Annotated in this window: 24 protein-coding genes; 15 read left to right on the forward strand and 9 right to left on the reverse strand. The window is 71.2% G+C overall.

Features of this window, described 5'->3' with window-relative positions:
* Positions 1 to 16 precede the first annotated feature (16 nt).
* The 6 genes from rfbA (at position 17) to LDO26_RS03695 (ending at position 4,516) form a co-directional block, all read left to right on the forward strand.
* On the forward strand, positions 17 to 904 hold the full coding sequence (gene rfbA / locus LDO26_RS03670) for a glucose-1-phosphate thymidylyltransferase RfbA (protein WP_232129728.1): 888 nt from the start codon (positions 17 to 19) through the stop codon (positions 902 to 904).
* Positions 901 to 1,458, forward strand: coding sequence for a dTDP-4-dehydrorhamnose 3,5-epimerase (rfbC, locus tag LDO26_RS03675; protein WP_232129729.1), 558 nt, complete (start codon positions 901 to 903; stop codon positions 1,456 to 1,458). The genes rfbA and rfbC overlap by 4 nt, the downstream gene beginning before the upstream one ends.
* A complete protein-coding gene (rfbD, locus tag LDO26_RS03680; RefSeq protein WP_232129730.1) occupies positions 1,455 to 2,360 on the forward strand; it encodes a dTDP-4-dehydrorhamnose reductase in 906 nt (301 codons plus the stop codon). The genes rfbC and rfbD overlap by 4 nt, the downstream gene beginning before the upstream one ends.
* Positions 2,361 to 2,431: 71 nt before the next feature.
* Positions 2,432 to 3,082: a CoA transferase subunit A gene (locus LDO26_RS03685; protein WP_232129731.1), complete on the forward strand. Its 651-nt coding sequence runs from the start codon at positions 2,432 to 2,434 to the stop codon at positions 3,080 to 3,082.
* Complete coding sequence (locus LDO26_RS03690; protein WP_232129732.1) at positions 3,082 to 3,717, forward strand: CoA transferase subunit B; 636 nt, start codon at positions 3,082 to 3,084, stop codon at positions 3,715 to 3,717. Before LDO26_RS03685 ends, LDO26_RS03690 begins: the two co-directional genes overlap by 1 nt.
* Before the next feature lie 205 nt (positions 3,718 to 3,922).
* Complete coding sequence (locus LDO26_RS03695) at positions 3,923 to 4,516, forward strand: alpha-ketoglutarate-dependent dioxygenase AlkB family protein (RefSeq protein WP_232129733.1); 594 nt, start codon at positions 3,923 to 3,925, stop codon at positions 4,514 to 4,516.
* Positions 4,517 to 4,526: 10 nt separating this feature from the next.
* On the opposite strand, the gene LDO26_RS03700 is transcribed toward LDO26_RS03695, so the two are convergent.
* The 4 genes from LDO26_RS03700 to LDO26_RS03715 form a co-directional block, all read right to left on the reverse strand.
* Entirely contained in the window at positions 4,527 to 5,219 is a 693-nt protein-coding gene (locus LDO26_RS03700) for an ABC-type transport auxiliary lipoprotein family protein (RefSeq protein ID WP_232129734.1), read from the reverse strand.
* Positions 5,219 to 6,145 carry an MlaD family protein gene (locus tag LDO26_RS03705; RefSeq protein WP_232129735.1) on the reverse strand — a complete coding sequence of 309 codons (927 nt, stop codon included), beginning with the start codon at positions 6,143 to 6,145 and terminating at the stop codon, positions 5,219 to 5,221. The genes LDO26_RS03700 and LDO26_RS03705 overlap by 1 nt, the downstream gene beginning before the upstream one ends.
* A 1-nt stretch (position 6,146) precedes the next feature.
* Positions 6,147 to 7,001 (reverse strand): ABC transporter ATP-binding protein, encoded by an 855-nt coding sequence (locus tag LDO26_RS03710; protein ID WP_435594028.1) that lies wholly within the window; start codon positions 6,999 to 7,001, stop codon positions 6,147 to 6,149.
* 81 nt (positions 7,002 to 7,082) lie between these two features.
* Positions 7,083 to 8,198: an MlaE family ABC transporter permease gene (locus LDO26_RS03715; protein WP_232129737.1), complete on the reverse strand. Its 1,116-nt coding sequence runs from the start codon at positions 8,196 to 8,198 to the stop codon at positions 7,083 to 7,085.
* 146 nt (positions 8,199 to 8,344) lie between these two features.
* On the opposite strand from LDO26_RS03715, the gene LDO26_RS03720 reads away from it, so the two are divergent.
* The gene (locus LDO26_RS03720; protein ID WP_232129738.1) at positions 8,345 to 9,598 is read left to right on the forward strand and encodes a threonine/serine exporter family protein; all 1,254 of its coding nucleotides are present in this window, start codon (positions 8,345 to 8,347) and stop codon (positions 9,596 to 9,598) included.
* A gap of 194 nt (positions 9,599 to 9,792) precedes the next feature.
* Here the strand turns inward: LDO26_RS03720 and LDO26_RS03725 are convergent, their stop codons facing one another.
* From LDO26_RS03725 to LDO26_RS03735, 3 genes are all read right to left on the reverse strand, one after another.
* Complete coding sequence (locus LDO26_RS03725) at positions 9,793 to 10,161, reverse strand: H-NS histone family protein (RefSeq protein WP_232129739.1); 369 nt, start codon at positions 10,159 to 10,161, stop codon at positions 9,793 to 9,795.
* 167 nt (positions 10,162 to 10,328) lie between these two features.
* On the reverse strand, positions 10,329 to 12,023 hold the full coding sequence (locus LDO26_RS03730; protein WP_232129938.1) for a proline--tRNA ligase: 1,695 nt from the start codon (positions 12,021 to 12,023) through the stop codon (positions 10,329 to 10,331).
* Between the two features lie 79 nt (positions 12,024 to 12,102).
* Positions 12,103 to 12,504: a DUF4124 domain-containing protein gene (locus tag LDO26_RS03735; RefSeq protein WP_232129740.1), complete on the reverse strand. Its 402-nt coding sequence runs from the start codon at positions 12,502 to 12,504 to the stop codon at positions 12,103 to 12,105.
* A 114-nt stretch (positions 12,505 to 12,618) separates the two neighbouring features.
* On the opposite strand from LDO26_RS03735, the gene pssA reads away from it, so the two are divergent.
* The 4 genes from pssA (at position 12,619) to LDO26_RS03755 (ending at position 14,998) form a co-directional block, all read left to right on the forward strand.
* Entirely contained in the window at positions 12,619 to 13,392 is a 774-nt protein-coding gene (pssA, locus tag LDO26_RS03740) for a CDP-diacylglycerol--serine O-phosphatidyltransferase (RefSeq protein WP_232129741.1), read from the forward strand.
* A complete protein-coding gene (locus LDO26_RS03745) occupies positions 13,389 to 13,661 on the forward strand; it encodes a hypothetical protein (RefSeq protein ID WP_232129742.1) in 273 nt (90 codons plus the stop codon). The genes pssA and LDO26_RS03745 overlap by 4 nt, the downstream gene beginning before the upstream one ends.
* A complete protein-coding gene (rimI, locus tag LDO26_RS03750) occupies positions 13,658 to 14,143 on the forward strand; it encodes a ribosomal protein S18-alanine N-acetyltransferase (RefSeq protein ID WP_232129743.1) in 486 nt (161 codons plus the stop codon). Before LDO26_RS03745 ends, rimI begins: the two co-directional genes overlap by 4 nt.
* 78 nt (positions 14,144 to 14,221) lie before the next feature.
* Positions 14,222 to 14,998, forward strand: a complete 777-nt coding sequence (locus LDO26_RS03755; RefSeq protein WP_232129744.1) for an NYN domain-containing protein — start codon at positions 14,222 to 14,224, stop codon at positions 14,996 to 14,998.
* Between the two features lie 139 nt (positions 14,999 to 15,137).
* Here LDO26_RS03755 and LDO26_RS03760 read toward each other — a convergent pair whose 3' ends face one another.
* Complete coding sequence (locus tag LDO26_RS03760; RefSeq protein WP_232129745.1) at positions 15,138 to 17,369, reverse strand: primosomal protein N'; 2,232 nt, start codon at positions 17,367 to 17,369, stop codon at positions 15,138 to 15,140.
* A 477-nt stretch (positions 17,370 to 17,846) separates the two neighbouring features.
* On the opposite strand from LDO26_RS03760, the gene LDO26_RS03765 reads away from it, so the two are divergent.
* Both LDO26_RS03765 and LDO26_RS03770 read left to right on the forward strand, forming a co-directional pair.
* Positions 17,847 to 18,863: a hypothetical protein gene (locus LDO26_RS03765; RefSeq protein WP_232129746.1), complete on the forward strand. Its 1,017-nt coding sequence runs from the start codon at positions 17,847 to 17,849 to the stop codon at positions 18,861 to 18,863.
* 7 nt (positions 18,864 to 18,870) lie between these two features.
* Positions 18,871 to 19,506, forward strand: coding sequence for a DUF3106 domain-containing protein (locus tag LDO26_RS03770; protein ID WP_232129747.1), 636 nt, complete (start codon positions 18,871 to 18,873; stop codon positions 19,504 to 19,506).
* Between the two features lie 81 nt (positions 19,507 to 19,587).
* Here the strand turns inward: LDO26_RS03770 and LDO26_RS03775 are convergent, their stop codons facing one another.
* A complete protein-coding gene (locus LDO26_RS03775) occupies positions 19,588 to 20,730 on the reverse strand; it encodes a DUF3667 domain-containing protein (RefSeq protein ID WP_232129748.1) in 1,143 nt (380 codons plus the stop codon).
* A 175-nt stretch (positions 20,731 to 20,905) separates the two neighbouring features.
* Between LDO26_RS03775 and LDO26_RS03780 the strand changes: the two genes are divergently transcribed.
* Both LDO26_RS03780 and sppA read left to right on the forward strand, forming a co-directional pair.
* Complete coding sequence (locus LDO26_RS03780) at positions 20,906 to 22,297, forward strand: MATE family efflux transporter (protein WP_232129749.1); 1,392 nt, start codon at positions 20,906 to 20,908, stop codon at positions 22,295 to 22,297.
* A gap of 231 nt (positions 22,298 to 22,528) precedes the next feature.
* Positions 22,529 to 24,427: a signal peptide peptidase SppA gene (sppA, locus tag LDO26_RS03785; protein ID WP_232129750.1), complete on the forward strand. Its 1,899-nt coding sequence runs from the start codon at positions 22,529 to 22,531 to the stop codon at positions 24,425 to 24,427.
* Positions 24,428 to 24,521: the final 94 nt, after the last annotated feature.

Below are 24,521 nucleotides of genomic sequence, written 5' to 3' on the forward strand. Positions count from 1 at the left end.
CGCAAGGATCCACCTGATGACACAACGCAAGGGCATCATCCTCGCCGGCGGCTCCGGCACCCGGCTGTATCCGATCACCAAGGGCGTCAGCAAGCAGCTGCTGCCGGTCTACGACAAGCCGATGATCTACTACCCGCTCAGTGTGCTGATGCTGGCGGGGATCCGCGAGGCGCTGATCATCAACACCCCGCACGAGCAGGCGCTGTTCCAGGCGCTGCTCGGCGACGGCTCGCAGTGGGGCATGGACATCCGCTATGCCGTGCAGCCGAGCCCGGACGGCCTCGCCCAGGCCTACCTGATCGGTCGCGATTTCGTCGCCGGCCAACCGAGCTGCCTGGTGCTGGGCGACAACATCTTCCACGGCCATGGACTGACCGACACGCTCCGGCGCGCCGATGCGCGCCGCGAGGGCGCGACGGTGTTCGGCTACTGGGTCAACGACCCCGAGCGCTACGGCGTGGCCGAGTTCGACGGCGCAGGCCGGGTCATCGACATCGCCGAGAAGCCCGCGGCGCCGCGCTCGAACTACGCGGTCACCGGCCTGTACTTCTACGACGGCCGCGCCAGCGACTATGCCGCCGCGCTGAAACCCTCGCCGCGTGGCGAGCTGGAGATTACCGATCTCAACAAGTGCTATCTCGACGACGGCGCGCTGTACCTGGAGCGGCTGGGCCGCGGCTACGCCTGGCTCGACACCGGCACCCACCAGTCGCTGCACGAGGCGTCGAACTTCATCGAGACTATCCAGGCGCGGCAGGGGCTGCAGGTCAGCTGTCCCGAGGAGATCGCCTACGGCAACGGCTGGATCGACGCCGCGCAACTGGAAGCGCTGGCCGCGCCGCTGTCGAAGAACGGCTACGGCCAGTACCTGCTGTCCCTGCTCAAGCGTGGAGTCGTGCGTTGAAGACCATCGAAACGAAGTTGCCCGGGGCCGTGGTCATCGAGCCGGCCGTGTTCGGCGACGAACGCGGCGTGTTCTTCGAGACCTGGAATGCCGAGCGCTTCGGCCGGCACGGCCTGCCGACGAAATTCGTGCAGAGCAACGTGTCGACGTCGGTCCAGGGTGTGCTGCGCGGGCTGCACTACCAGTGGCCGCGGCCGCAGGGCAAGCTGGTCAGCGTGCTCGAGGGCGAAGTCTATGACGTGGCCGTCGACATCCGCCGCGGCTCGCCGACGTTCGGGCGCTGGGAGGCGGTGATCCTCAGCGCGGAGAACCGGCGCCAGTTCTGGATCCCGGAAGGCTTCGCACACGGCTTCGCGGTGCTGTCGGCGCGCGCGGTGTTCAGCTACCTGTGCACCGATGTCTACGTGAAGGAAGCGGATGCGGGCGTGCGCTGGAACGATGCGGCGATCGGCATCGACTGGCCGATCCGCGACCCCCTGCTGTCGGACAAGGACGCGAAGGCGCCGATCCTCGCCGACGTGCCGGAAGACCGCCTGCCGGTGTTCGTGCCGTGAGCGTCCTGGTGCTCGGCGCGAACGGGCAGGTCGGGCAGGAACTGCTGCGCGCCGCGGCCGTGCTGGGCCCGGTCGTCGCCACGACCCGCAGCGGGATGTTGCCCGACGGCAGCGCCTGCGAACAGGCCGACTTCGCTGCGCCCGACGCACTGCCCGCACTGCTCGACCGTATCCAGCCCGGTGTCGTGCTCAATGCCGCGGCCTACACCGCGGTCGACCGCGCCGAGACCGATGCCGAGGCGGCGCGGCTGGCGAATGCCGTCGCCCCCGGTGTCATCGCCGCCTGGTGCGCCGCACACGGCGTGCCGCTGGTGCATTACTCGACCGACTACGTGTTCGACGGCACCGGGACGCGCCCTTACCGGGAGGACGACCCGACCGCGCCGCTCGGCGTCTATGGGGCGACCAAGCTGGCAGGGGAGGCGGCGATCCGCGCCGCCGGCGGCCGCCACCTGATCTTCCGCACCGCCTGGGTCTACGCCGCGCACGGCCGGAACTTCCTGCACACGATGCTGTGTCTCGCGGCCGAGCGCGACGAACTGCGCGTGGTCGCCGACCAGGTCGGCACGCCGACCCCCGCGGCGCTTATCGCCGACGCCACGGTGCAGGCGCTGCGCGCGGGCGATGGCCTGTCGGGCACCTGGCACCTGACCGCCGAGGGCGAAACCTCGTGGCATGGCTTCGCCGAGGCGATCTTCGCGCGTGCCGTCGATGCGCGGCTGCTCGCGCAGGCGCCGGTGGTCGTGCCGATCGCTACCGCGGACTATCCGACGCCGGCCAGGCGCCCCGCGTACTCGTGCCTGGACACGGCGCGCCTGCGCGGGGACTTCGGCATCGTGCTGCCGACCTGGCAGGCGGGGCTGGACGGGGTGATCGCGGCCCTCGCCGCGCAGCGCCACTGAACCAAGGTCCAAGGCGGCGAGCGCCGGTCGCGCGCTAGAATGCCCGGCCCCACCAGTGGAAGCCCCGACCGATGCCCGATCCGTCTTCCTCAGCAGACACCGGCCGCAAAGGCAAGGTATTCGCTGACGCCGCCACCGCGCTGGCCGATATCGTCGCCGACGGCCAGACCCTCGCCGTCGGCGGTTTCGGCCTGTGCGGCATCCCCGAAGCCCTGATCGCCGCGCTGCGCGATTCCGGCGTCACCGGCCTGACCGCGATCTCCTTCGAACGCCAGTACCTGGGCGGCGAGCTCGAGCTCGAGTTCAACCCGCAGGGCACGCTGGCCGAACGCCTGCGCGCCGGTGGCGCGGGCATCCCGGCGTTCTTCACCGCGACCGGCTTCGGGACGATCGTTGCCGAGGGCAAGGAGACGCGCGAGTTCGACGGCAAGCACTACGTGCTGGAGACCGCGCTGACCGCCGACATCGCGCTGGTCAAGGCCTGGAAGGCCGACAAGGCCGGCAACCTGGTGTTCCGCAAGACCGCGCGCAACTTCAATCCCGCCTGCGCGATGGCCGGCAAGATCTGCGTCGCGGAGGTGGAGGAACTGGTCGAGATCGGCGACATCGATCCGGACCAGGTGCATCTGCCGGGCATCTACGTCGACCGCATCGTCGTCAACGCGGCGCCCGAGAAACGCATCGAACAGCGCACCGTGCGCAAGACGACGGGAGAACACTGATGGCCTGGACCCGCGACGAGATGGCGCAGCGCGCCGCCCGCGAACTGAGCGACGGCGCCTACGTGAACCTCGGCATCGGCCTGCCGACCCTGGTCGCCAACCATATTCCCGACGGCGTCGACGTCTGGCTGCAGTCGGAGAACGGCCTGCTCGGTATCGGCCCGTTCCCGACCGAGGACGAGGTCGATCCCGACCTGATCAACGCCGGCAAGCAGACCGTGACCGCGCGCCCCGGCGCCAGCTACTTCGGCAGCCACGAATCGTTCGCGATGATCCGCGGCGGCCACATCGACCTGGCGATCCTCGGTGCGATGCAGGTCACCGACAAGGGCGACCTGGCGAACTGGATGGTGCCCGGCAAGATGGTCAAGGGCATGGGCGGCGCGATGGACCTGGTCGCCGGCGTCAAGCGCGTGGTCGTGCTGATGGAGCATCTGGCGAAGGACGAGAGCCACAAGATCCTGGCCGAATGCACGTTGCCGCTGACCGGCGTCGGCGTGGTCGACCGCGTCATCACCGACCTGGCGGTGTTCGACGTGACCTCCGACGGACTGGTGCTGGTGGAGATCGCCGAGGGCGTGAGCATCGAGGACCTGAAGGCGAAGACGGGCGTCCCGTTCGCGATCGCCAACTGAGCGGCGGGCCCGTGGTCGTCCCCCTCGGGAGCGGGCACGGAATCCTGTCGTTGAAGATCCGTGCCGACCGGGTCGCGGCACGATCGCGGAGTTTCCCGTGGTGGATCCGCCACGGGGGCGATCTGTCTTTTGCCGGACAGCGAAACTGTCGCCCGCCTACCGGGCGCTGCAGCCACGCGAACCGGAAATGCACGGGCGTCGCGCGATGGACAAGACGTTCGAGTCGTTGACGCTGCCCGGTGCGTCGCTGGCGTGGTGTCCGGGCTGGCTGGACCCGGATGCGAGCCGGGCGCTGTTCGTGGCGCTGATGGCGCAGGTGCCGTGGCAGCAGCACCACGTCCGCCTGTTCGGCAGGTGCGTCGCCGCGCCGCGCCTGAGCTGCTGGATCGGCGATCCGGACGCCTCGTATGCCTATTCGGGCACGCGCTTCGCGCCGCATCCCTGGCCGGATGCGCTGCGGGCGGTCCGCGATGCGGTCGGCGAGGCTGCCGGGGTTCGCTTCAACAGCGTGCTGGCGAATCTCTACCGCGACGGGCGCGACGGCATGGGCTGGCACAGCGACGACGAGCGCGAGCTGGGGCCCGGGCCGGTGATCGCGTCACTGAGCCTCGGCGCGACGCGGCGCTTCTCGTTCAAGCACCGGACCCGGCCCGGCGTCGGCCTGACGCTGCCGCTGCCCGCCGGCAGCCTGCTGCTGATGCGCGGCGCGACCCAGCAGCACTATCGGCATGCGCTGCCGAAGACGGCGCGGCCGGTCGGTCCGCGCATCAATCTGACGTTCCGCCGGATCCTGGGCTGATCGCGAAGCGTCAGCGGGCGCGCGCGTCCGGATGCGTCGTGGCCTCGTGCGCGTTGCCGGTGGTCAGCGTCCAGCCAACGACCTGCCCGCTGATCGTGCCCAGTGCGGCGTCGAAGGCGTCGACGACCTGTGCGACGTCGGTGCCGCTGGCCGGCTCGGCGACGAGGAACGTGCGCGCGCCGGCGACGGTCTGGTCGATGTTGTGGATCAGCTTGATGTTGGCTTCGATGAGCGCGGTCGGCAGCAGGTTGCCGTTGTAGTCGGCCTCGAACCGGCGCAGGTCGATGACCAGCTTGTAGTCGGCGGTGATGCCGGCGCCCTGGCGGGCGACGGCAGCGATCCTGTCCGAATCCTCGAACATGCGCAGCACGCTGTCGTGCAGCATGTCGGTCGGGGTCTTGGCCCAGGTGGCGCCGCGGTAGACCTGCAGCTCGCCCGGCGTCGGCCGTACCGCGATGCGGAAGCTGTCGGTCATGCGCGCCGCGGTCGGCGGGCTCAGGGTCAGCTGCCAGTCGGCGCGCGGCCAGGCCGGGTCGGGCGCGGGGCGCGGATCGGGGGCATAGATCGTCGAACGCTCGCGGTCGCCGCCGCCCCCGCCCAGCAGCGATGCGCAGCCGGCCAGGGCGAGGACGAGCGCGAGCGCGGCGATGCGCGCGACGGACCGCAGCGGAGCCGCAGCGGGCTGCGATGGATGCGAGGTCATCATTCGGGGTCGAACTCCTTCGGGGCGTCGCGTCCGAGCAGGTAGCGCGCGGGATTGGCATCGAGGCGGTCGCTGATCCGGCGCAGGTCGCGGACCAGCGCACGCAGCTCGCCCAGCGTGGGGCCGAGCTGCGACAGGCCGTCGTTGGCGAAGCTGCTGATCGCCGCGCGGTTCTCGTTGAGGATGGTGTCTGCGCCGCCGGCGGCCGAGTCCAGCCGGGTCAGCGTGCTGTCGAGCCGGGCGACCAGGCCCGGCAGCTTCTGCACCAGTTCGCGGTCGAAGTTGCTCATCGCGCGGTTGGTCGTGGTCAGCGTCTGCTCGAGCTGCTCGCTGGCGCGGCGGGCATTGACGATCATCGCGCCGAGATCCTCGCGCTGGTTGGCGACCGCGCCGGTCATGCCCTCGATGTGCTCCAGCGTCGCGGCGATGCGCGCGACGTTGTCCTCGCTGAGCACCTGGTCGAGGCGCTCCACCAGCCGGTTGGCGGTGTCGGCGATGTTCTGCAACGCCGAGGCCTCGGTCTGGATCACCGGCACGCGGTCGCTGCTCTCCGGGACCAGCTTGGGGGCGTCGGGTGAGCCGCCGGTCAGCTGGATGATCGGCGCGCCGGTCAGGCTGGTCATCGACAGCCGGGCGCGGGTGTCGGTCTTGACCGGTGCGTTGGCCTGGATGCGCAGCCTGGCGATGACCTGGCGCGGGTCCTGCGGCGCCAGCATCAGGTTGTCGACGGTGCCGACCGCGATGCCGTTGTACTGCACGCTGCTGCCTTCGCTCAGGCCGGTGACCGGCTCGCGGAAGACGACATCGAACTCGTTCCAGCTGCGGTCCGACGAATACTTCGCCGCCCACAGCGCGAAGCCGAGCAGCAGCACGCTCACGATGAGGGTGAACGCGCCGATGAGGACGTAGTTGGCTCTGGTTTCCATTTCAGTTGACTCCCGGGCAGCGCGCCCTGGCATCGCGCGCGGCGCGGCCGCGCGGCCCGTTGAAGTAGTCCTGGATCCACGGATGCTCGATCCGTTCGACCTCCTCCACCGGCGCGACCGCGATCACCCGCTTGTCCGCCAGCACCGCAACGCGGTCGCAGATAGCGTACAGGGTGTCGAGGTCATGGGTGATGAGGAACACGGTCAGGCCCAGCGCTTCCTGCAGCGTGCGGATCAGGCGGTCGAAGGCGGCCGCGCCGATCGGGTCCAGGCCCGCGGTCGGCTCGTCGAGGAACAGCAGCGGTGGATCGAGCGCCAGCGCCCGCGCCAGTCCCGCGCGCTTGCGCATGCCGCCCGACAGCTGCGCCGGCAGCTTGTCGATGGCGTCGGCCGGCAGCCCGGCCAGCTTGACCTTCAGCAGCGACAGCTCGTAGCGCAGCGAGTCGTCGAGCGTCGGATGGTGCTCCTTCAGCGGCACCTCCACGTTCTCGCCGACGGTCAGCGACGAGAACAGCGCGCCGTCCTGGAACAGCACGCCGGTGTGGCGTTCGATGTGCGCGCGGTCCTCGGGGTCGCGCGACAGCGCGTCGACGCCGAGCACCTCGATGCTGCCGCCCTGCGGTGGCCGCAGGCCGAGGATCGCCCGCATCAGCACCGACTTGCCGGTGCCCGAGCCGCCGACCACGCCGAGGATCTCGCCGCGGCGCACGTCCAGGTCGAGGCCGTCGTGCACGGTCTGCGCGCCGAACCGAGTCACCAGGCCGCGCACGCGGATGGCGACGTCGGCTTTGCCGGCGTCGGGATTCGGGATGACCGGACGTTCGTCCGTTGAAGACGGGGATTCGGGATTGGACAGGGCAGCAGCGTCCGCATCGGCCGGCACGCCCCCGCTCTTCTGCTGTTTCGAATCACCCATCACGAATCACCCATCACGGCTTCACCACCCCATGTGCATGAACCAGATCGCCGCGCACGCGTCGATGATGATCACCAGCGAGATCGCCTGCACCACGGCCGAGGTCGTACGCTCGCCGACCGACTGCGCGGTGCCCTTGACCTGCAGGCCTTCGAGACAGCCGATCAGGCCGATGACCATCGCGAAGACCGGCGCCTTCGACATGCCGACCAGGAAATGGCGCAGCTGCATCTGCTCGTGCATGCGGGCCAGGTAGGCCTGCGGCGGGATGTCGAGGCTGAAGGCGCCGACCGACAGGCCGCCGGTCAGGCCGGCGATCATCGCGATGAAGGTCAGCAGCGGCAGCATGATCAGCAGCGCGACGATGCGCGGGATCACCAGCAGTTCGACCGGGTCCAGGCCCAGCGTGCGGATCGCGTCGACCTCCTCGCGGCTGACCATCGCGCCGATCTGCGCGGTGAACGCGCTGGCGGTGCGGCCGGCCAGCAGGATCGCGGTCAGCAGCACGCCGAACTCGCGCAGGAAGGCGATCGACACCAGTTCGACGACGAAGATCGTCGCGCCGAAGTCGGCGAGGATCGTCGAGCCGAGGAACGCGATCACCGCGCCGACCAGGAACGACAGCAGGGCGACCAGCGGCACCGCGTCGAGGCCGACCTGCTCCATGTGGTGCACGGTCGAGGTCAGGCGGAAGCGGCGCGGCGCGACGGCCAGGCGTGCCAGCTTGACCAGGGTCTCGCCGAGGAAGCCGACCAGCGTGACGACCTCGCGCGCGTTGTTGTGCATCGCGTAGCCGAGGCGGCCCAGCGCGGCGGCCACGCCGTACTCGCGCTTGCGCTGCGGCCGGTCGTCGCCGACGTCCTCGATCGCCGCGACCAGGCTGCGGTGGTCGTCGCGGAAACGGAAGCTGGCGAAGTCGAGATCGCGGCGTTCGGCGAAGCGCAGCAGCTCGAGCACGCCCAGCGAATCGAGCCGGTCGATACCGGTGGCATCGATCTGCTTCACTTCGCCCGGCTGGTCGCGCAGCACCCGCTCGATGTCGCCCGAATGGTCCAGCGTCCAGTACCCATGGAGTTGCAACGAGCCGCTTCCGGCATCGACGTCGGCGCTTGGCGTGGCGTGGTGCGGGACGGTCATGCAGTCGGGGGCGGGCAGGGCAAACAGCGCAGAGGATACCGTGATCGGATGTGAGGCCGGGCGTCACGCCGCCCGGCTGAATGCGCCCGATACCCGCAGCGCCACGCCGCTACCGGGGGTCCCTGCGCGCATGCGATCCTGTCGCGATGTCCTCGCCGTCTCCCGCCACCGCCGCAAGCTATGCCGCGCGGATCGCCTTCGTGGTGGAACTGGCCGAGCACCTGCATGCCTACGGCACCACCGCCCAGCGCCTGGAGGGCGCGGTGATCGCCGCGGCCCAGCAGCTGGGCCTCGACTGCGAGCCCTGGGTCAACCCGACCGGCATGGTGCTGTCCTTCAGCGACCCGCTGCGGCCGCCGGGCGACAGCGACACCACCCGCGTGATCCGCATGTCGCCGGGCGAGGTCAACCTGTTCAAGCTGTGCGAGACCGACTGCATCGCCGAGCAGGTCGTGGCCGGCGAACTCGACCTCGCCGAGGGCCATGCCGCGCTGCGCGCGCTCGAACAGCGCCAGCCGCGCCGGCGCACCGCGCTGCTGCACCTGCTCGGCTTCCCGATGATCGCCGCCAGCGTTGCCGGGCTGTGGCGGCTGCCGTGGTCGGACATCGCCGCGGCCGCCTGCATCGGCCTGCTGATCGGGCTGCTCGACCTGGCCACGCGCAACGGCGTGCGCCTGAAGGAGGCCAGCGATGCGCTGGCGGGCATGCTCGCCGGCCTGGTCGCGATCCTGATCTCGGCATTCATCGTGCCGCTCAACCTCAACACGGTGATCATCGCCTCGCTGATCGTGCTGCTGCCCGGCATGGCGCTGACCAATGCGATCAACGAGCTAACCAGCCAGCATCTGGTCTCGGGCACCGCGCGCTTCGCGGGTGCGGTGACGACGGTGCTCAAGCTGACCGTCGGCACCGCGATCGCGCTGGGGCTGGCGCAACTGCTCGGGATCGAGCCGCAGGTCCGGGCCGCGCGCCCGCAGCCGGACTGGGTGGAATGGCTGGCGCTGCTGGTCGCCGCGTTCGCGTTCTCGATCCTGTTCCGCGCCGCGCGCCGCGACGTGCTGCTGGTGATGGCGGCGGCCGCATCGGGGTACCTGATCTCGCGCTTCGTCGGCCAGGCCTATGGCTCGAACGCGGGCCTGTTCGTCTCCGGCCTGGTGGTCACTGCCGCCGGCAACGGCTACGCGCGCTGGGCGAACCGGCCGGGCGCACTGATCCGCGTGCCCGGCATCATCATGCTGGTGCCCGGCAGCACCAGCCTGCGCGGGGTCATGAACCTGATCCAGCGCCAGGACGTGATGGCGGGCGAGCAGGCGATGCTCGCGGTGACCAACATCATCCTCGCGCTGATCGCCGGCCTGGTGTTCGGCAACCTGCTGCTGCCGGCGCGCAAGAATCTCTGATCGCCGGTCGCCCCGGTCGCAGGTCGGGGCAACGCCCCCGGCGCCGGCGTTTGCGGCCAGCCGCACAGGGCGACCGGCGCGGGTCCGGATCGTGGCCCGCCCCGCCCGGACACCGGCGGAAACCCATGAAAAAGGCGCCGCAAGGGCGCCTTTCCATTGCCGGCGGATGTCGCGCCGACGCGTGCCCGACCGTTTTACTTGATCAGGAATTCCTCGAGCTTCTTGCCCTTCTTGATCTGCGCCGCCAGCCACAGCGGCTGCTTGCCGCGACCGGTCCAGGTTTCGGCCTTGTTGGCAGGGTTGCGATACTTCGGCGGCACCTTGCCCAGCTTGCGGCCCTTGGTCGGGCTTGCGGTCTTGCGCGCGGTCGCGGTCTTGGCAGTGCCGGCGCTGCCACCGAACAGTTCGGCGATGCTGTAGCCCTCGGACGCAGCCAGGTCGGTGACCTTCTTGCGGACCGATGCGATCGGCTTGCGCTTCTTCAGCGCCGTCTTGCGCTGCTTCGCCTGTGCGATCAGCGATTCGAGTTCCCTCGGGGAAAATGCATTCAGGTCAAATGCCATTCGATGTGACTCCGGCTTGAAAGGTGGGTGAAACCGGTCCTTGGCTGCCGGGCATCATAATCGGCATTATCCCGATGCACAAATCCGCCCCGGTTTTCACGTGAAAACGGGGTGATGAAAGTCGTCGATTATCCCCCGGCCGGGCTTGCGCCCGCCGGTGACGGCAATCAGCCCTTGAGCCGCGCGAATACCGTCTCGCGGTCGAGGTTTTCCGAGGCCTCGGCATTGCGTGCGCGATACTCGAAACTGCCGGCCGCGAGGCCGCGGCTGGAGACCACGACCCGGTGCGGAATGCCGATCAGCTCGATGTCGGCGAACATCGCGCCCGGCCGCAGCCCGCGGTCGTCGAGCACCGCATCGAAACCCGCGGCCAGCAGCTCGCGATAAAGCGCATCGGCCGCGTCGGCGACCTCGGGCTCGTTCTTCGGATTGATCACGCACACCGCCACCTGCCACGGTGCCATCGCCGCCGGCCACAGGATGCCGTTGTCGTCATGGTTCTGTTCGATCGCGGCGGCGACGATGCGCGAGACGCCGATGCCGTAGCAGCCCATGAGCGGCACGACCGCCTTGCCGGCCGCGTCGAGCACCGTGCAGTCCATCGCCTCGGCGTACTTGCGGCCGAGCTGGAATATGTGGCCGACCTCGATGCCGCGCACGAGTTTCAGTTCGCCGCCGTCCTGCGCGCGATCGCCTTCGACCACGTTGCGGATGTCGGCGACGACGTCCGGTTCCGGCAGGTCGCGGCCCCAGTTGACGCCGGCGAGGTGGAAGCCGGCGGCGTTCGCACCGACCACGAAGTCCGCCATCGCCGCGACCTCGCGGTCGGCCAGCACGCGGATCGGGCGTTGCGCGGCCACGGGCCCGAGAAAGCCCGGTTCGCTGCCGAGAAATGCCTGGATTTCCGCCTCGGTCGCCATGCGGTAATCGGCCAGGCCGTCGACCTTGGCCAGCTTGATCTCGTTGACCGCGTGGTCGCCGCGGACCAGTGCCAGCACGAACGCTTCGCCGGCCATCAACGCGACCGACTTGACGGTGCGGGCCAGCGGAATCTCGAGCAGTGCGGCGACGTCCTCGCAGGTCTTCTGGGTCGGGGTTTCGACGCGGCGCATCGGCTCGGCCGCGGCCGGGCGCGGACCCGGCGTGGCGGCCGCGGCGGTTTCCACGTTGGCGGCGTAATCGGACGCGGTCGAGAATGCGATCGCGTCCTCGCCCGAATCGGCGAGCACGTGGAATTCCTGCGAGGCGTCGCCGCCGATCGCGCCCGAGTCCGCCTGTACCGAGCGGAACCGCAGCCCGAGCCGGGTGAATATCCGGGTATATGCCGCGTGCATGTTGCGGTAGGACGCGGCCATGCCGGCCTCGTCGATGTCGAACGAATAGGCGTCCTTCATCAGGAACTCGCGCGCGCGCATCACCCCGAAGCGCGGGCGGATCTCGTCGCGGAACTTGGTCTGGATCTGGTAGAAATTCACCGGCAGCTGCCTGTAGCTGGCCAGTTCGTTGCGCGCGAAATCGGTGACCACTTCCTCGTGGGTCGGGCCGTAGCAGTACCAGGCGTCCTTGCGGTCCTTGATCTTCAGCAGCTGGCCGCCGAACTTCTCCCAGCGCCCGGTTTCCTCCCACAGTTCCTTCGGCTGCACCGAGGGCATCAGCAGTTCGATCGCACCGGCGGCGTCCATCTCCTCGCGCACGATGCGCTCGACCCGGCGCAGCACGCGCAGTCCCAGCGGCGACCAGGTGTAGATGCCGGCGGCCAGCTTGCGCAGCATGCCGGCCTTGAGCATCAGCTTGTGGCTGATGACCTCGGCGTCGGCGGGTGTTTCCTTTTCGGTACGGAGGTGGAACTGCGACAGGCGCATCGGCGGCATCTGGCTCGGGAATGGCCGGCTATTGTGCCATGCACCCCTGTCCGGGCCGTGCGCCTGCGGCGGCTGCAGGTCAGCGGCAGTACGCGCGCTCCGCGGCCTGGGCCAGCGCCAGCTGGTTGCTGCGTTCGGCCGCATCGAGCTCGCGCGGCGTGCCGTCGGCGCCGGCCTGGTGGACCGGGCTGTCGCCCTGCAGGGCCTCGATGTTGCCGCGCGCCAGTTCGCACTGCGTGTTGGCATCGGGCGTGGCGGCCGCGGTCGTGGCAGGGGCGGGTTCCGGAGTGGCGGCAGGCGTCGCCACGCCGGTGCTGCCGTCGCCGCGCACGTTGCGCAGTTCGTAGTGCGTGCCGGCCGGCGGCGGCGTCTGCGAATAGTGGGTGACGCCGTTCGCGTCCTTCCAGCTGTAGACCTCGCTGGCCGCCAGCGGCGCGGCGGCAATGGCGAGCAGGAACAGGCAATGGGGCAGGTGGCGCATGGCGGACTCCGGAGGGCGCGCGGGGGCGCGCGTGGTCGCCGCGATTCCAGCACCCCGGGCGTCCGGGCGCAACCGGCACGTCCGGGCGGCGCGCGTCGGCGCTACACTCGGCACATGAGCGAAGCCGATCCGACACCCCGCCGCGGCCGCGGCATCTACCTGCTGCCCAACCTGTTCACGACCGGCGGCCTGTTCGCGGGATTCTTCGCGATCATCGCCGCATCGCAGGGTCGCTTCACCGCCGCCTGCGTGGCGATTTTCGTCGCCGCGATCCTTGACGGCATCGACGGCCGTGTCGCCCGCCTGACCAATACCCAGAGCGAGTTCGGCGTGCAGTACGACTCGCTGGCCGACCTGATCAGCTTCGGCATGGCCCCGGCGCTGGTGATGTACCACTGGTCGCTGATGGCGATGCGCCTGGACGGCAATACCCTGGGCAAGATCGGCTGGCTCGGCGCGTTCCTGTATGCCGCCTGCGCGGCGCTGCGGCTGGCGCGGTTCAACAGCCAGGTCGCGACCGTCGACAAGCGTTATTTCGTCGGTCTCGCCAGTCCCGCGGCGGCGGGGCTGATGGCCAGTTTCGTCTGGACCTGCCACGAACTCGGCTTCACCGGCGACGAACTGCGTTTCGTCGCGCTGGCGGTGACCATCGTCGCCGGCCTGCTGATGGTCAGCCGCATCCGCTACAGCAGCTTCAAGGGCAGCGGCACCGGACCGAAGGCCGATCGCGTGCCGTTCTTCGTGCTGGTGCTGGCGGTCGGCATCCTGATCGCGTTGTGGATCGATCCGCCCAAGACCCTGCTGGTCGCCGCGACGCTGTACGCGTTGTCGGGACCGGGGCTGTGGCTGTACCGCCGCCGCAGGCCACCGGTGGAGCCGGCCGCGTGAGCTGGGACGGTTTGCAGTGCGCAGTGCTCGACGCGCTCGGGCATGCGCGCTACCGCATGCATGCGGCAACCGCAGATGCGCTGCCCGACGACCCGCTGCTCGATGCGCTGCTGCGCGCCGCGGGCCGCGACCGCGAGGGCGGCGATGCCGTGCTGGTGGCGCGCCAGGTCGGCACGCTGCCGCCGCTGCGGCGCAGCCCGCAGGCCAAGCGCGCGCTGTGGCCGCTGCTGCGGCGGCTGCGGGCGACGGCGGTCGTCGCGCGGCAATGAGCGCACCGGCGCCCGCACGGCCGGTCGCGCCGACCGCGTTGCGGCCGATGCGCACCGGTGACCTCGATGCGGTCATGGCGATCGAGCGCCGCGCCTATCCGTTTCCGTGGACGCCGGGCATCTTCAACGACTGCCTGCAGGCGGGCTATCCGGCGTGGGTGCTGCACGACGCCGAGCACATCGTCGGCTACGGCGTGCTCAGCATCGCGGCGGGCGAGGCGCACGTGCTCAACGTCTGCGTCGCGCCCGAGGCGCAGGGCCGCGGGCACGGCCGGCGCCTGTTCCGCGCGTTGATCGCCGCGGCCCAGGGCCATGGCGCGCAGCGCGTGTTCCTCGAGGTGAGGCCGTCCAATCCGCACGCGATCGCGCTCTACCACGACGAGGGATTCAACGAGATCGGCCGGCGGCCGCGCTATTACCCGGCGCACCACGGCCGCGAGGACGCGATCGTGATGGCGCGCGAGCTGTTCGGCACCGATTGACCGGCCGCATCGGCGGCGCGCGGCCTACACTGTCGCCGGATCCACGACGACGCGGCCATCGCCGCATGCAGGAGAGTCATGAGCGAACCCCGCCTCGACAACGAGAAACGCATCGCGCTGCTGATCGACGCCGACAACGCGCCTGCCGCGAAGATCGACGTGATCCTGGCCGAGATCGCGCGCCACGGCGTGGCCAACGTCCGCCGCGCCTACGGCAACTGGAAGAGCCAGCACCTGTCGGGCTGGGAAAAGGTGCTGCACGAGTACGCGATCCGCCCGATCCAGCAGTTCGCCTACAGCACCGGCAAGAACGCGTCGGACATGGCGATGGTCATCGACGCGATGGACCTGATGTACGCGCGCAACCTCGACGGATTCGCCATCGTCTCCAGCGACGCCGATTTCACCCCGCTGGTCATGCGCCTGCGCAACGACGGCTACAGCGTCTACGGTTTCGGCCAGGAAAAGACCCCGACGCCGTTTGTCAAGGCGTGCTCGACGTTCCTGTATCTGGAGAAACTCGGCGCGACCGACGACGGCGGCGATGCCGCGGCGGTGCGGCCGAAGACCACCGCCGAGCTGCAGGCCGATCCCGAACTGGTGCAGCTGCTGCGCAGCGCGGTGTCGTCGGCGGCCGACGATGCCGGCTGGTCGCACCTGGGCACGGTCGGCAGCCACGTGCGCAACCAGGGCTCGTTCGACGCGCGCAACTACGGCTACCGCAACCTCAGCGCGCTGATCGACGCGATCGGGTTGTTCGAGGTGCGCCGCGACGGCCAGGCCGTCGAGATCCGCGAGGCGCCGGCGGCCAGGCGCACGACGCGGCGGCGCACGCGCAGGTCGGCCACCGACTGACTCCATCGCCGCGGGCGCCATCGCCCCGTAGGAGCGGGCCCCTGGCCGCGATCGCTTTTCGCTTTTCGGCAAGCGGGCGAAGAACATCGCGGCCAGGGGCCGCTCCTACGGGAATAGGAAATCCAATCGGCCGCGCGCGTCAGTACAGGTCGACTGGATCGACGTCCAGCGACCAGCGCGTCTTGCGCGCTTCGGGCAGCGCATGGATCTCCGGCAGCGCGGCGTCGAGCACGCCGTGCAGGTCGCGGCGACCGCTGGCCGACAGCAGCAGCTGCGCGCGGTACAGGCCGGCGCGGCGCGGCATCGGCGCGGCGACCGGGCCGTCGATCCACAGCGCCGGCTGCTTCGGATCGTTCGTGCGCGCCTGCACCTGCGCCGCGAGCACCCGCCGCGCCGCGTGCAGGAACGCCATCGGCGGCCCGGCATGCGGCGACTCGGCGCGCAGCAGCGCCAGCGGCGCGAACGGCGGGAACGCCGCGGCCTCGCGCTGCACCAGTTCCTCGGCGGCGAAGGCGTGGTAGCCGCCGTGGATCAGGGTCTGCAGCAGCGCGTGTTCCGGGTGGTGGGTCTGCAGCAGCACTAGGCCCGGCTTGTCGGCGCGGCCGGCACGGCCGGCGACCTGGATCAGCAGTTGCGCCAGTTTCTCGCTGGCGCGGAAGTCGGCCGAGAACAGGCCCTCGTCGACGCCGACCACGCAGACCAGCGTCAGGTTCGGCAGGTCGTGGCCCTTGGCCAGCATCTGCGTGCCGATGAGGATGCCCGGGCGGGTGCCGAGGTCGGTGAAGATGCGTTCCAGTGCGTCCTTGCCGCGGGTGCTGCCGCGGTCGATGCGCAGCACCGGCACGTCGGCGAAGCGTGCGGCCAGCAGTTCCTCGATGCGCTCGGTGCCCACGCCCTGCGGCTGCAGGCCGAGGCTGGCGCAGTCGGGGCAGGCCGGTGGCGCGCTGGCGCGGTGGCCGCAGTGGTGGCACTGCAGGCGCCGGCCACCGGCATGCACGGTCATCGGCCGGCTGTGTTCGGGCGTGCTGCAGCGTGGGCAATGCGCGCTCCAGCCGCAGTCGTGGCACAACAGCACCGGCGCGTAGCCGCGCCGGTTGCGGAACACCAGCACCTGGCCGCCGGCATCGAGCGCGGCGCGGATCGCGGTCAGCAGTTCGGGCGACAGTCCGGCGTCGAGGGGGCGCTTGCGCACGTCGAGCACGCGCACCGCCGGCGGCTTCGCGTTGCCGGCGCGGTGCGACAGCCGCAGGTGCCGGTAGCGGCCCGCGACCGCGTTCTGCAGCGATTCCAGCGACGGCGTGGCGCTGCCCAGCAGCACCGGCACGTCGAGCGCCTTGCCGCGCACCAGGGCGAAGTCGCGCGCGTGGTAGCGGATGCCGTCCTGCTGCTTGTAGCTGCCGTCGTGTTCCTCGTCGACGACGATCAGGCCGGCGTCGGGCAGCGGCACGAACACCGCCGAGCGGGTGCCCACGACCACGCGCGCCTCGCCGCGCAGCGCCGCGGTCCACACCCGCGCGCGCTCGGTGTCGTTGAGGCCCGAGTGCAGCGCATGCACCGGCACGCCGAGGCGGGCGCGGAAGCGGGCCAGGGTCTGCGGGGTCAGGCCGATCTCCGGGACCAGCACCAGCGCCTGGCGCCCGCGCGCCAGGCAGTCGGCGATCGCCTGCAGGTAGACCTCGGTCTTGCCGCTGCCGGTCACGCCGTCGAGCAGCAGCGCGGCGAAACCGCTGCCGGCGCGGACCGCGTCGACGGCGGCCTGCTGCTCGGCATGCAGCGGCGGCCCTGGCTGCGGCGCCGGCGCCAGTTGCGAGGCGGGGATCGCGATGCGCTCGGCCAGGCCGCGCGCGGCCAGTGCGCGCGCCGCGGCGCGCCAGCCGTCCAGCAGCGGATCGAGGCCGGCCTCGTCGCGTGCTGCGGCCTGCAGCAGTTCCGCCAGGCGGCGCGGTCGGCCACCGGCCTTCAGGCCGGGCAGCGCGGTCGCGCCGGCCTCGGTCAGCCGCCATGCCCAGGTGTGGGTGTCGGGCAGCGGCTCGCCGCGGCGCAGCGCCGCCGGCAGCGCGGTCGCCAGCACCTCGCCGAGCGCCGCGTGGGTATAGCGGGCCAGCCAGTGCAGCGAATCGAGCAGTTCGCCACCCAGCAGCGGAGCGTCGTCCAGCCACACCAGGGCCTCGCGCAGCGCCGGCGCCCCGGCGTCCGCCGGCCCGACCGCCGCCACCACCCCGACCAGCTCGCGTGGGCCGAACGGCACGCGCATGCGCCGGCCCACGTCGGCATCGGTGGCCGGCGGGCCGCCCGCGGGCACGCGATAGTCGAACAGCCGTGGCAACGGCAGCGGCAGGGCGACGCGGAGGACGGCATCTGGGGTGGGCACCGGGGAAGTCTAGGGCCTGTCGTCCATTGCCGGAGGGGGCTGGCAGGCGCGGCCGCTGCCGGCCCGGCTGGGGCCGCCGCAGAGGGGGAGTTGCGCGCGGAAGCTGTCCCCGGTTGCACGTATCGGCTGCAAGTGGCCGATGCGAAAGGGATTTTGGTTTATCCACACGATCTGTGGATAAGCCTGTGCATGAATCCATGCGCGGCGATCAATGTCGGCCACTTCGGGCCGGTGGCGGCACTTTGGACAAAAAAGTGCCAAATGATGTTTCCCTTTAAATATCAATAACTTGTCCGTGAAACATCATTGTCATGTGGCCGCGGGCTCGGTTCAGCTTTAGGGAAATGACAGGGTTGTGAACCCTGTGCACAACATTTCCCCGGGAAAACAGCTGTGGAACGCCATCTGTGACCGCTGTCAAGGCTTGGGCGCGGCAGTGGGGCGGCTATGATGCGTCCCGTCCTCCCGCCGTTTCCGATGACCACACCCCATCCCCCGTCTGCTCCGGGCCCGTCGTCCGCCGCGTCCGCGTTCCTGCGCGGGGTGGAGCGGCGCGCCGCGCTGTTCGCCCAGTGGCAGTGCGGCGATATCGAGACCGGCGACGCCGCGCTGGCCAACGCGATGGCCGATTTCGCCGGCATCGCGCCGCGGACCGCCTTCTCCGAATGGCCGCGCAGGTTCTGGTCGTTGCTGCTCGCGGCCCCGCTGCTGCGGGCCCCGGCGCCGCTGGCGCATGGCGACGACGGCCTGGCTGCACTGGAAGGGTTGTCCGGAGGCCCGCGGGTCACCCTGCTGCTGCGGCTGGTCGCCGGCCTGAGCGAACACGACGCCGCGACCGTGCTTGGCGTGTCGCGTGCGACCTATCGGCTGGGCCTGCGCCGCGCGCTGCCGCACCAGGCCGACGGCGCCCCGGACGCGCAGGCCTGGCGCGCGCTGGCGGACAGCGTGCAGCAGGCGGTCCGCGAACTGCCCGCCGATCGCCTGGCGCGGCTGGCGGCGATGCGCGAGGCGGCGATGCAGGGCACGGTGCCCGCGCTGCGCCGCTTCCCGGTGGCCCGGCCGCAGGCGGCAACGCCCGGCGCCTCGACCTCCGACGTCGCGCCGCCGGTGGCGTCGCCGCCGCCGCGTCCGCGCTGGCTGTGGCCGGCGCTGGGCGCGGTGGTGCTGGCCACCGGCGCCGCGCTGGCCGCGACATGGTGGACGTCGGGGCCGGGCGGGGATGCCGGCGATGCGGGGATCCGTGTCGAAGCCCTGGGCGCTCCCGCCGATCCGCAGGCGCGCTACGACGCCGACATCGCCCTGCTGACCGAGCGCGACTTCGAACTGCTGCTCGAGAGCCGCGCAGCCGACGACGCGGCGTGGCGCGAGGACCCCGCGTTCCACGCCTGGCTTGCAGTCCATCTCGATGTCCCCGTCGTCGCCGATCCGGTCGACGACGGCGACGTGCCCACCCGCGTGGACGATGCCCTGGAGACCAGCGATGCGGAGATCTGAGCGCCGCATGCGCGGAGGGCGCTCCGGCACGCGCCTGCTGCTGGCCGCGGTGCTGGCCTGCAGCTGCGCCGGCGCGCTGGCGCTGCCGGCGACGATCCCGGGCTGGGAACACCTGCCGGCCGCCGAGCGCGAGCGGCTGACCGCCCGCGCAGCGCGTCTGGCGGCGATGACCCCGGCGCAGCGGCAGGCGTTCGCAGCACGTGTCGCCGAATGGCATGCGCTGCCCGCGGCGACGCGCGCGCAACAGCGCGAGGCCTGGGAAGCGCTGCAGGCGCTGCCGCATGCCGAGCGCATGCGCCTGCAGGCCGCCGCCGAGCGCTATGCGGCCTTGCCGGAGGCGGAGCGCAAGGCGCTGCGCGCGCGTTTCGACAGCCTCGACCAGGGCATGCAGCGCGGCTGGCTGCTCGGGCCGACGCTCGGTGCGGCGTGGCCGGGCCTGCACCCGCTGTTCGCCGCGATGCCGAACGCGCAGCATGCGCCGGCGATGCTCGCGCTGCGGGCGATGTCGGCGCAGGCCGTGGCCGACCTCGCCGTGCTGGCCCAGCGCACGCCACCGCAGGACCGCGACGCGCTGCGCACGCGGTGGCTGGCGGTGCCGGCGGCCGAGCGCGATGCCTGGCTGCGGGCGCAGGTCGATCCCTGAAGGCGGGTCCGGAAACGGCGCGCCCGCGATCCCGCAGGGCACATGCCCGCGACGCGGCGTCCTTGCCGTGGGCTGTGGCGGCTACAGGGCGTACAGCGCGTAGAAGGCGGTCGGGCCGGCCACGCTGAGGAACAGCACGAGGTAGAAGTTGCCGATCACCGCGAACTTCAGCAGCGTCATCGGCCACGACTGGCCGTAGACCCGCTTCTGCATCAGCAGCAGATACACCGGCATCGCCACCAGCAGCAGCGACTGCAGCCATCCGAGCGCATGCGCGGCCCAGGCCACGCGCGGCGCGAGCCAGCCGCCCGCCAGCGCGCAGCAGAACACCAGCAGCAGGCCGAGCATCAGCGCCGCATGGCTGTAGAGGGCGATGACGACGTGCTCCAGGTACAGCCGTCGCTGGAACACGTAGAACAGCTTGAGCAGCACAGCGAACAGCGGCACCAGGATGAACAGCGTCGTCGGCGCGGCGCCGAGCAGGGCGCGGACCACGACTTCGGGATTGTCGCGCCCGCGCAGGACGTTGGATTCGACGCGTTCGCCGAGCGGTCCGCCGATCGTCGGCGGTTCTTTCGCGCGCACGGCCGGTGTGGGGTCCGTTCCGGTCGGGGATTGCGTGGGTGCGCCGGCGGCGCGCCCGGCTTCGGGCTGCGGATCGGCGCCAAGGTCGGCGCCGGGCGCCAGCGCATCGATCCGCGCCTGCGCCTGTTGCCGCACCAGCGTTTCGGCCTCTTCGAGTTGCGGGCGTACGCCGGGAATCGCGCCGGCGACGCGCCGGGTCTCGTCGAGGTCGGCCAGCACCTCGTCGCGGACGGCCGCCACCTCGGCGGCGGTCAACGCCTGTTCGATGCGCTGTTGCGTGTCCGGGTCGATGCTGTTCGCCGCCAGGTCGACCAGGCTGTCGTCGACCAGGAACCTGGCGACGAAGAACGTCAACACGGTCAGGATCACGAACAGCCGCATCGGCGCGACGTAGCGCACGCGGTGGCCGGCGAGATAGCGGTTGGCGATACGGCCGGGCACGAACAGGTCGCGCACGGTGCGGAAGATGCGCCCGTCGAGGTGCCAGAACGATTCGAAGACCTCCTCGACCGCATGGCCGACGTGGCGTACCGGGCTGTGCGTCGACTGGCCGCAGTGGTAGCAGAACTCGCCCTGCAGCGGCGTGGCGCAGTTCTCGCAGGTCGCCGGCGCGGCGTCGGTGGCGGAGGCGTGGGACATGCGGCGGTGGTTCCTGTGGCGGCTGGAGGCGGGATGCAGGCGGCGCGGAATCGCTGCCGACGCCACGCATGTCCCCGTTGCGGGCGATCGCGCCTAAAATACCGGCCCTGCGCGCCCCGGCGCCAGCGCACGCACCGGTCCGTACGCGCTGCCGTAGTCGCCTGATCCGTTTCCCATGGCCTCCGCCCCCGCATCCCCGCGCTTCGCCGCCGAAGTGCGCAAGACCGCCGTGCTGGCCGGACCGCTGGTGCTCGGGCACCTGGCGACCGGCCTGCTCGGGTTCGTCGACAGCGTCATCGCCGGTCACCACGGCACCAACACGCTGGCCGCGGTCGCGGTGGGCACGGCGATCTTCTGGCTGCCGATGATGGTGCCGATGGGCACGCTGATGGCGCTGCCGCCGTCGGTGTCGCAGCTCGACGGCAGCGGCCGCCAGGCCGAGATCGGCCCGCTGTTCCGGCAGGCGCTGTGGCTGGCCGCGGCGCTGGGTCTGCTGCTGTTCGCGATGCTGACCCTGCTGGTCGGTGTGCTCGGGCCGATGGGCATCGCGCCGGAGATCGTGCCCGGTGCGAGCGCGTTCCTGCACGGCATCCGCTGGGGCGTACCGGCGCTGACGCTGTATTTCTGCATGCGCTATCTCAGCGACGGCGTGCACTGGACGCTGCCGACGATGCTGTTCGGCTTCGGCGGCCTGGCGCTGCTGGTGCCGCTGGGCTATGCGCTGGCCTTCGGCTGGGGGCCGTTCGCCGAGCGTGGCGCCGGCGGTCTGGGCCTGGCCTCGGCGACGATGATGTGGGCGCAGGCGATCGGCTTCGCGGTCTATCTGGCGGTTTCGAAGCGGTTCGCGCCGTTCGCGCTGTTCGCCCGCCTCGACCTGCCGCAGTGGCCGCCGATCCGCTCGCTGCTGCGCACCGGCCTGCCGATCGGGGTCACGGTGACGATGGAGAGCAGCCTGTTCGTCGTCACCGCGCTGTTGATCGGTCGGCTGGGCGAGGTGGAGGTCGCCGCGCACCAGATCGCGATCAACGTCGCCGCGCTGTGCTTCATGATCCCGTTCGGACTGGCCGAGGCGACCACGGTGCGCGTCGGCCATGCGCTGGGCAGGGGCCTGGGCGCGGCGGGCGTGCGCCGCGCCGGATTCGCCGGGCTGGCGCTGGTGCTGGGCACGCAGACGCTGTCGGGCATCGCGCTGCTGCTGGGCCACGACCACGTCGCCGGCCTCTATACCGGCGACGCCGCGGTCGCGGCGCTGGCCGGGACGCTGCTGCTGTACGCGGCGGCGTTCCAGTTCCCCGACGGCATCCAGGTGCTGTCGGCCGGCGCGCTGCGCGGGCTCAGGGACACGCGCGTGCCGATGTATCTGGCCGCGGTCGCCTACTGGGGCGTCGGCATGTCGCTGGGGGCCTGGCTGGGCCTGGGACTGGGCTGGGGACCGGAGGGCATGTGGATCGGCCTGATCGCCGGCCTCGCGGTGGCGGCCACGCTGCTGGGTGCGCGCTTCCTGCGCAGCAGCCGCCGGGTCGACGCGGACACGCCGCCGGCGGTGGCCGGCCCGGTCGCGGGCTGAAGGCACAGGGGGCGCGGTCGCGGGCGGCCCCCGGCGGCATGGTGACTTCAGGCGCATGCATTCGTCGTCCGGGCCCGGTACGCTGCCGGGGTGGGATGGATCGAGGGGCCGGGGGCCGGCGCCGCAACGCCGACCGCAGCCGCACGCTCCTGAGCAGCACGCTTCCGGGCAGCACGCCCTGAAGCAGCACGCTCTCGAGCAGCACGTCATTCAATGGAGTCGCATCAACGCATGAGTACTGTCCAGCCCCGCGCGCCCCTGGCGCGCTTCTTCGTCGGCCTCTGGGACGGCATGAACTTCATCCGCCGCCTGGTGCTGAACCTGCTGTTCTTCGGCCTGCTGTTCCTGTTCGCGCTGATCGTGCTGCTGGCGCTGGTCGGCCGCGGCTCGAAGCCGGCACCGCTGCTGGAGCGCTCGACGCTGGTCATCGCCCCGGAAGGCGCGCTGGTCGAGCAGTACCGCAGCGACCCGTTCATGCGGGCGCTGGCCGAAAGCAGCGGCAGCGGCGTCGGCGAGGTGCAGCTGCGCGACCTGCTGCGCGCGCTCGACGCGGCCAAGGACGACAAGCGCATCGAACGCGTGCTGCTGCGCACCGACCGGCTGACGTTCTCCGGCTATGCGTCGATGCGCGAGGTCGCCGAGGCGATCGCCGCGGTGCGCGCGGCCGGCAAGCAGGTCGTCGCGTTCGGCGAGTACTTCGGCCAGCAGCAGTACCTGCTGGCCGCGCAGGCCGACGAGGTCTACCTCGATCCCGAGGGCGGCATGCTGCTCGAGGGCCTGAGCGGCTACCGCCAGTACTACCGCGAGGCGCTGGCCGACAAGCTGCAGGTCGACATGCACCTGTTCAAGGTCGGCGAGTACAAGTCCGCGGCCGAGCCCTTCATCCTCGACGCCGCGTCGCCCGAGGCCAAGGAAGCCGACCTGTACTGGATGAACGACATCTGGCAGCGCCACATCGCCGACATCGCCGCGGTGCGCGGACTCGACCCGGCGACGATCAACGCCGACATCGCGGCGCTGCCGGCGGGCATCGCCGCGGCCCGCGGCGACCTGGCGCAGTACGCGCTCGACCGCAAGCTGGTCGACGGCCTGAAGACGCGCGAGGAGGTGGAAGCCCTGCTGACCGAGCGCGGCGTCGCCGACGAGGACGCCGACGGCGGCTTCCGCCAGATCTCGATGCGCGAGTTCCTGGCCCACGTCGATCCCAAGACGGGCCCGGCCGACCGTCGCGACACCGTCGCGGTGGTCGTCGCCGAGGGCGGCATCACCGGTGGCCAGCAGCCGCCGGGCACGATCGGCGGCGAATCGACGTCGGCGCTGCTGCGCGAGGCGCGCGAGGACAAGCACGTCAAGTCGGTGGTGCTGCGCGTGGATTCGGGCGGCGGCGAGGTGTTCGCCTCCGAGCAGATCCGCCGCGAGGTCGATGCGCTCAAGGCCGCCGGCAAGCCGGTCGTGGTGTCGATGGGCGATGTCGCCGCGTCCGGCGGCTACTGGATCTCGATGAACGCCGACCGCATCTACGCCGATGCATCGACGATCACTGGTTCGATCGGCATCTTCGCGCTGGTGCCGACCTTCCCGCGCACGCTGGAGAAGTTCGGCATCCGCACCGACGGCGTCGGCACGACCCGCTTCGCCGGCGCGTTCGACCTGTCGCGCGAACTCGATCCCGAGGTCGGGCAGGTGATCCAGTCGGTGATCGACCGCGGCTACCAGAACTTCATCGGCAAGGTCGGCGACGCCCGCGGGCGCAGCGCCGAGCAGATCGACGGTGTCGCCCGCGGCCGCGTCTGGAGCGGTACCCAGGCGCTGGAGCGCGGACTGGTCGACGAGCTCGGCGGCCTGCAGGCCTCGATCGCCAAGGCCGCCGAACTGGCCGGCCTGGAGCCCGACGGCCGCTGGCGCGTGCGCTATGTCGAGAAGGCCGCGACCCCGTTCGGCCGCTTCCTGACCAGCTTCGTCGGCGGCCGCGCCGGCAGCGCGCTGCTCGGCGACAGCGCGTTCGCCCACGGCGTGCTGGCCCGGGTCGCGCCGCGCGCCGAACAGGACCTGCGCCTGCTGGAAGGCGTGATGACGCCGACCCCGGGCAAGCCGGCCAAGGCGATCGCGTATTGCTTCTGCGAGCTGTGAGGCGCCGCGCCGTCCGCGACCAGCGGGGGGCGACCAGGCGGTCGTAAGGCGGGTCTCGACCCGCCCTGCGCCGTCGCCGGTGTCGGCTGGCGGG

Origin of the sequence: Proluteimonas luteida (assembly GCF_021191695.1) — a bacterium.
Lineage (GTDB): Bacteria > Pseudomonadota > Gammaproteobacteria > Xanthomonadales > Xanthomonadaceae > Luteimonas > Luteimonas luteida.

Excerpts from the sequence above, each read along its gene's own strand:
- LDO26_RS03700 (WP_232129734.1), bottom strand. The coding sequence starts at position 5,219 with ATGACCTCGCATCCATCGCAGCCCGCTGCGGCTCCGCTGCGGTCCGTC.
- LDO26_RS03730 (WP_232129938.1), bottom strand. The coding sequence starts at position 12,023 with ATGCGCCTGTCGCAGTTCCACCTCCGTACCGAAAAGGAAACACCCGCC.
- LDO26_RS03770 (WP_232129747.1), top strand. The coding sequence starts at position 18,871 with ATGCGCGGAGGGCGCTCCGGCACGCGCCTGCTGCTGGCCGCGGTGCTG.
- LDO26_RS03765 (WP_232129746.1), top strand. The coding sequence starts at position 17,847 with ATGACCACACCCCATCCCCCGTCTGCTCCGGGCCCGTCGTCCGCCGCG.
- pssA (WP_232129741.1), top strand. The coding sequence starts at position 12,619 with ATGAGCGAAGCCGATCCGACACCCCGCCGCGGCCGCGGCATCTACCTG.
- rimI (WP_232129743.1), top strand. The coding sequence starts at position 13,658 with ATGAGCGCACCGGCGCCCGCACGGCCGGTCGCGCCGACCGCGTTGCGG.
- LDO26_RS03720 (WP_232129738.1), top strand. The coding sequence starts at position 8,345 with ATGTCCTCGCCGTCTCCCGCCACCGCCGCAAGCTATGCCGCGCGGATC.
- LDO26_RS03695 (WP_232129733.1), top strand. The coding sequence starts at position 3,923 with ATGGACAAGACGTTCGAGTCGTTGACGCTGCCCGGTGCGTCGCTGGCG.
- LDO26_RS03685 (WP_232129731.1), top strand. The coding sequence starts at position 2,432 with ATGCCCGATCCGTCTTCCTCAGCAGACACCGGCCGCAAAGGCAAGGTA.
- LDO26_RS03690 (WP_232129732.1), top strand. The coding sequence starts at position 3,082 with ATGGCCTGGACCCGCGACGAGATGGCGCAGCGCGCCGCCCGCGAACTG.
- rfbA (WP_232129728.1), top strand. The coding sequence starts at position 17 with ATGACACAACGCAAGGGCATCATCCTCGCCGGCGGCTCCGGCACCCGG.
- LDO26_RS03755 (WP_232129744.1), top strand. The coding sequence starts at position 14,222 with ATGAGCGAACCCCGCCTCGACAACGAGAAACGCATCGCGCTGCTGATC.
- LDO26_RS03725 (WP_232129739.1), bottom strand. The coding sequence starts at position 10,161 with ATGGCATTTGACCTGAATGCATTTTCCCCGAGGGAACTCGAATCGCTG.
- LDO26_RS03715 (WP_232129737.1), bottom strand. The coding sequence starts at position 8,198 with ATGACCGTCCCGCACCACGCCACGCCAAGCGCCGACGTCGATGCCGGA.
- sppA (WP_232129750.1), top strand. The coding sequence starts at position 22,529 with ATGAGTACTGTCCAGCCCCGCGCGCCCCTGGCGCGCTTCTTCGTCGGC.
- LDO26_RS03705 (WP_232129735.1), bottom strand. The coding sequence starts at position 6,145 with ATGGAAACCAGAGCCAACTACGTCCTCATCGGCGCGTTCACCCTCATC.
- LDO26_RS03735 (WP_232129740.1), bottom strand. The coding sequence starts at position 12,504 with ATGCGCCACCTGCCCCATTGCCTGTTCCTGCTCGCCATTGCCGCCGCG.
- LDO26_RS03780 (WP_232129749.1), top strand. The coding sequence starts at position 20,906 with ATGGCCTCCGCCCCCGCATCCCCGCGCTTCGCCGCCGAAGTGCGCAAG.
- LDO26_RS03775 (WP_232129748.1), bottom strand. The coding sequence starts at position 20,730 with ATGTCCCACGCCTCCGCCACCGACGCCGCGCCGGCGACCTGCGAGAAC.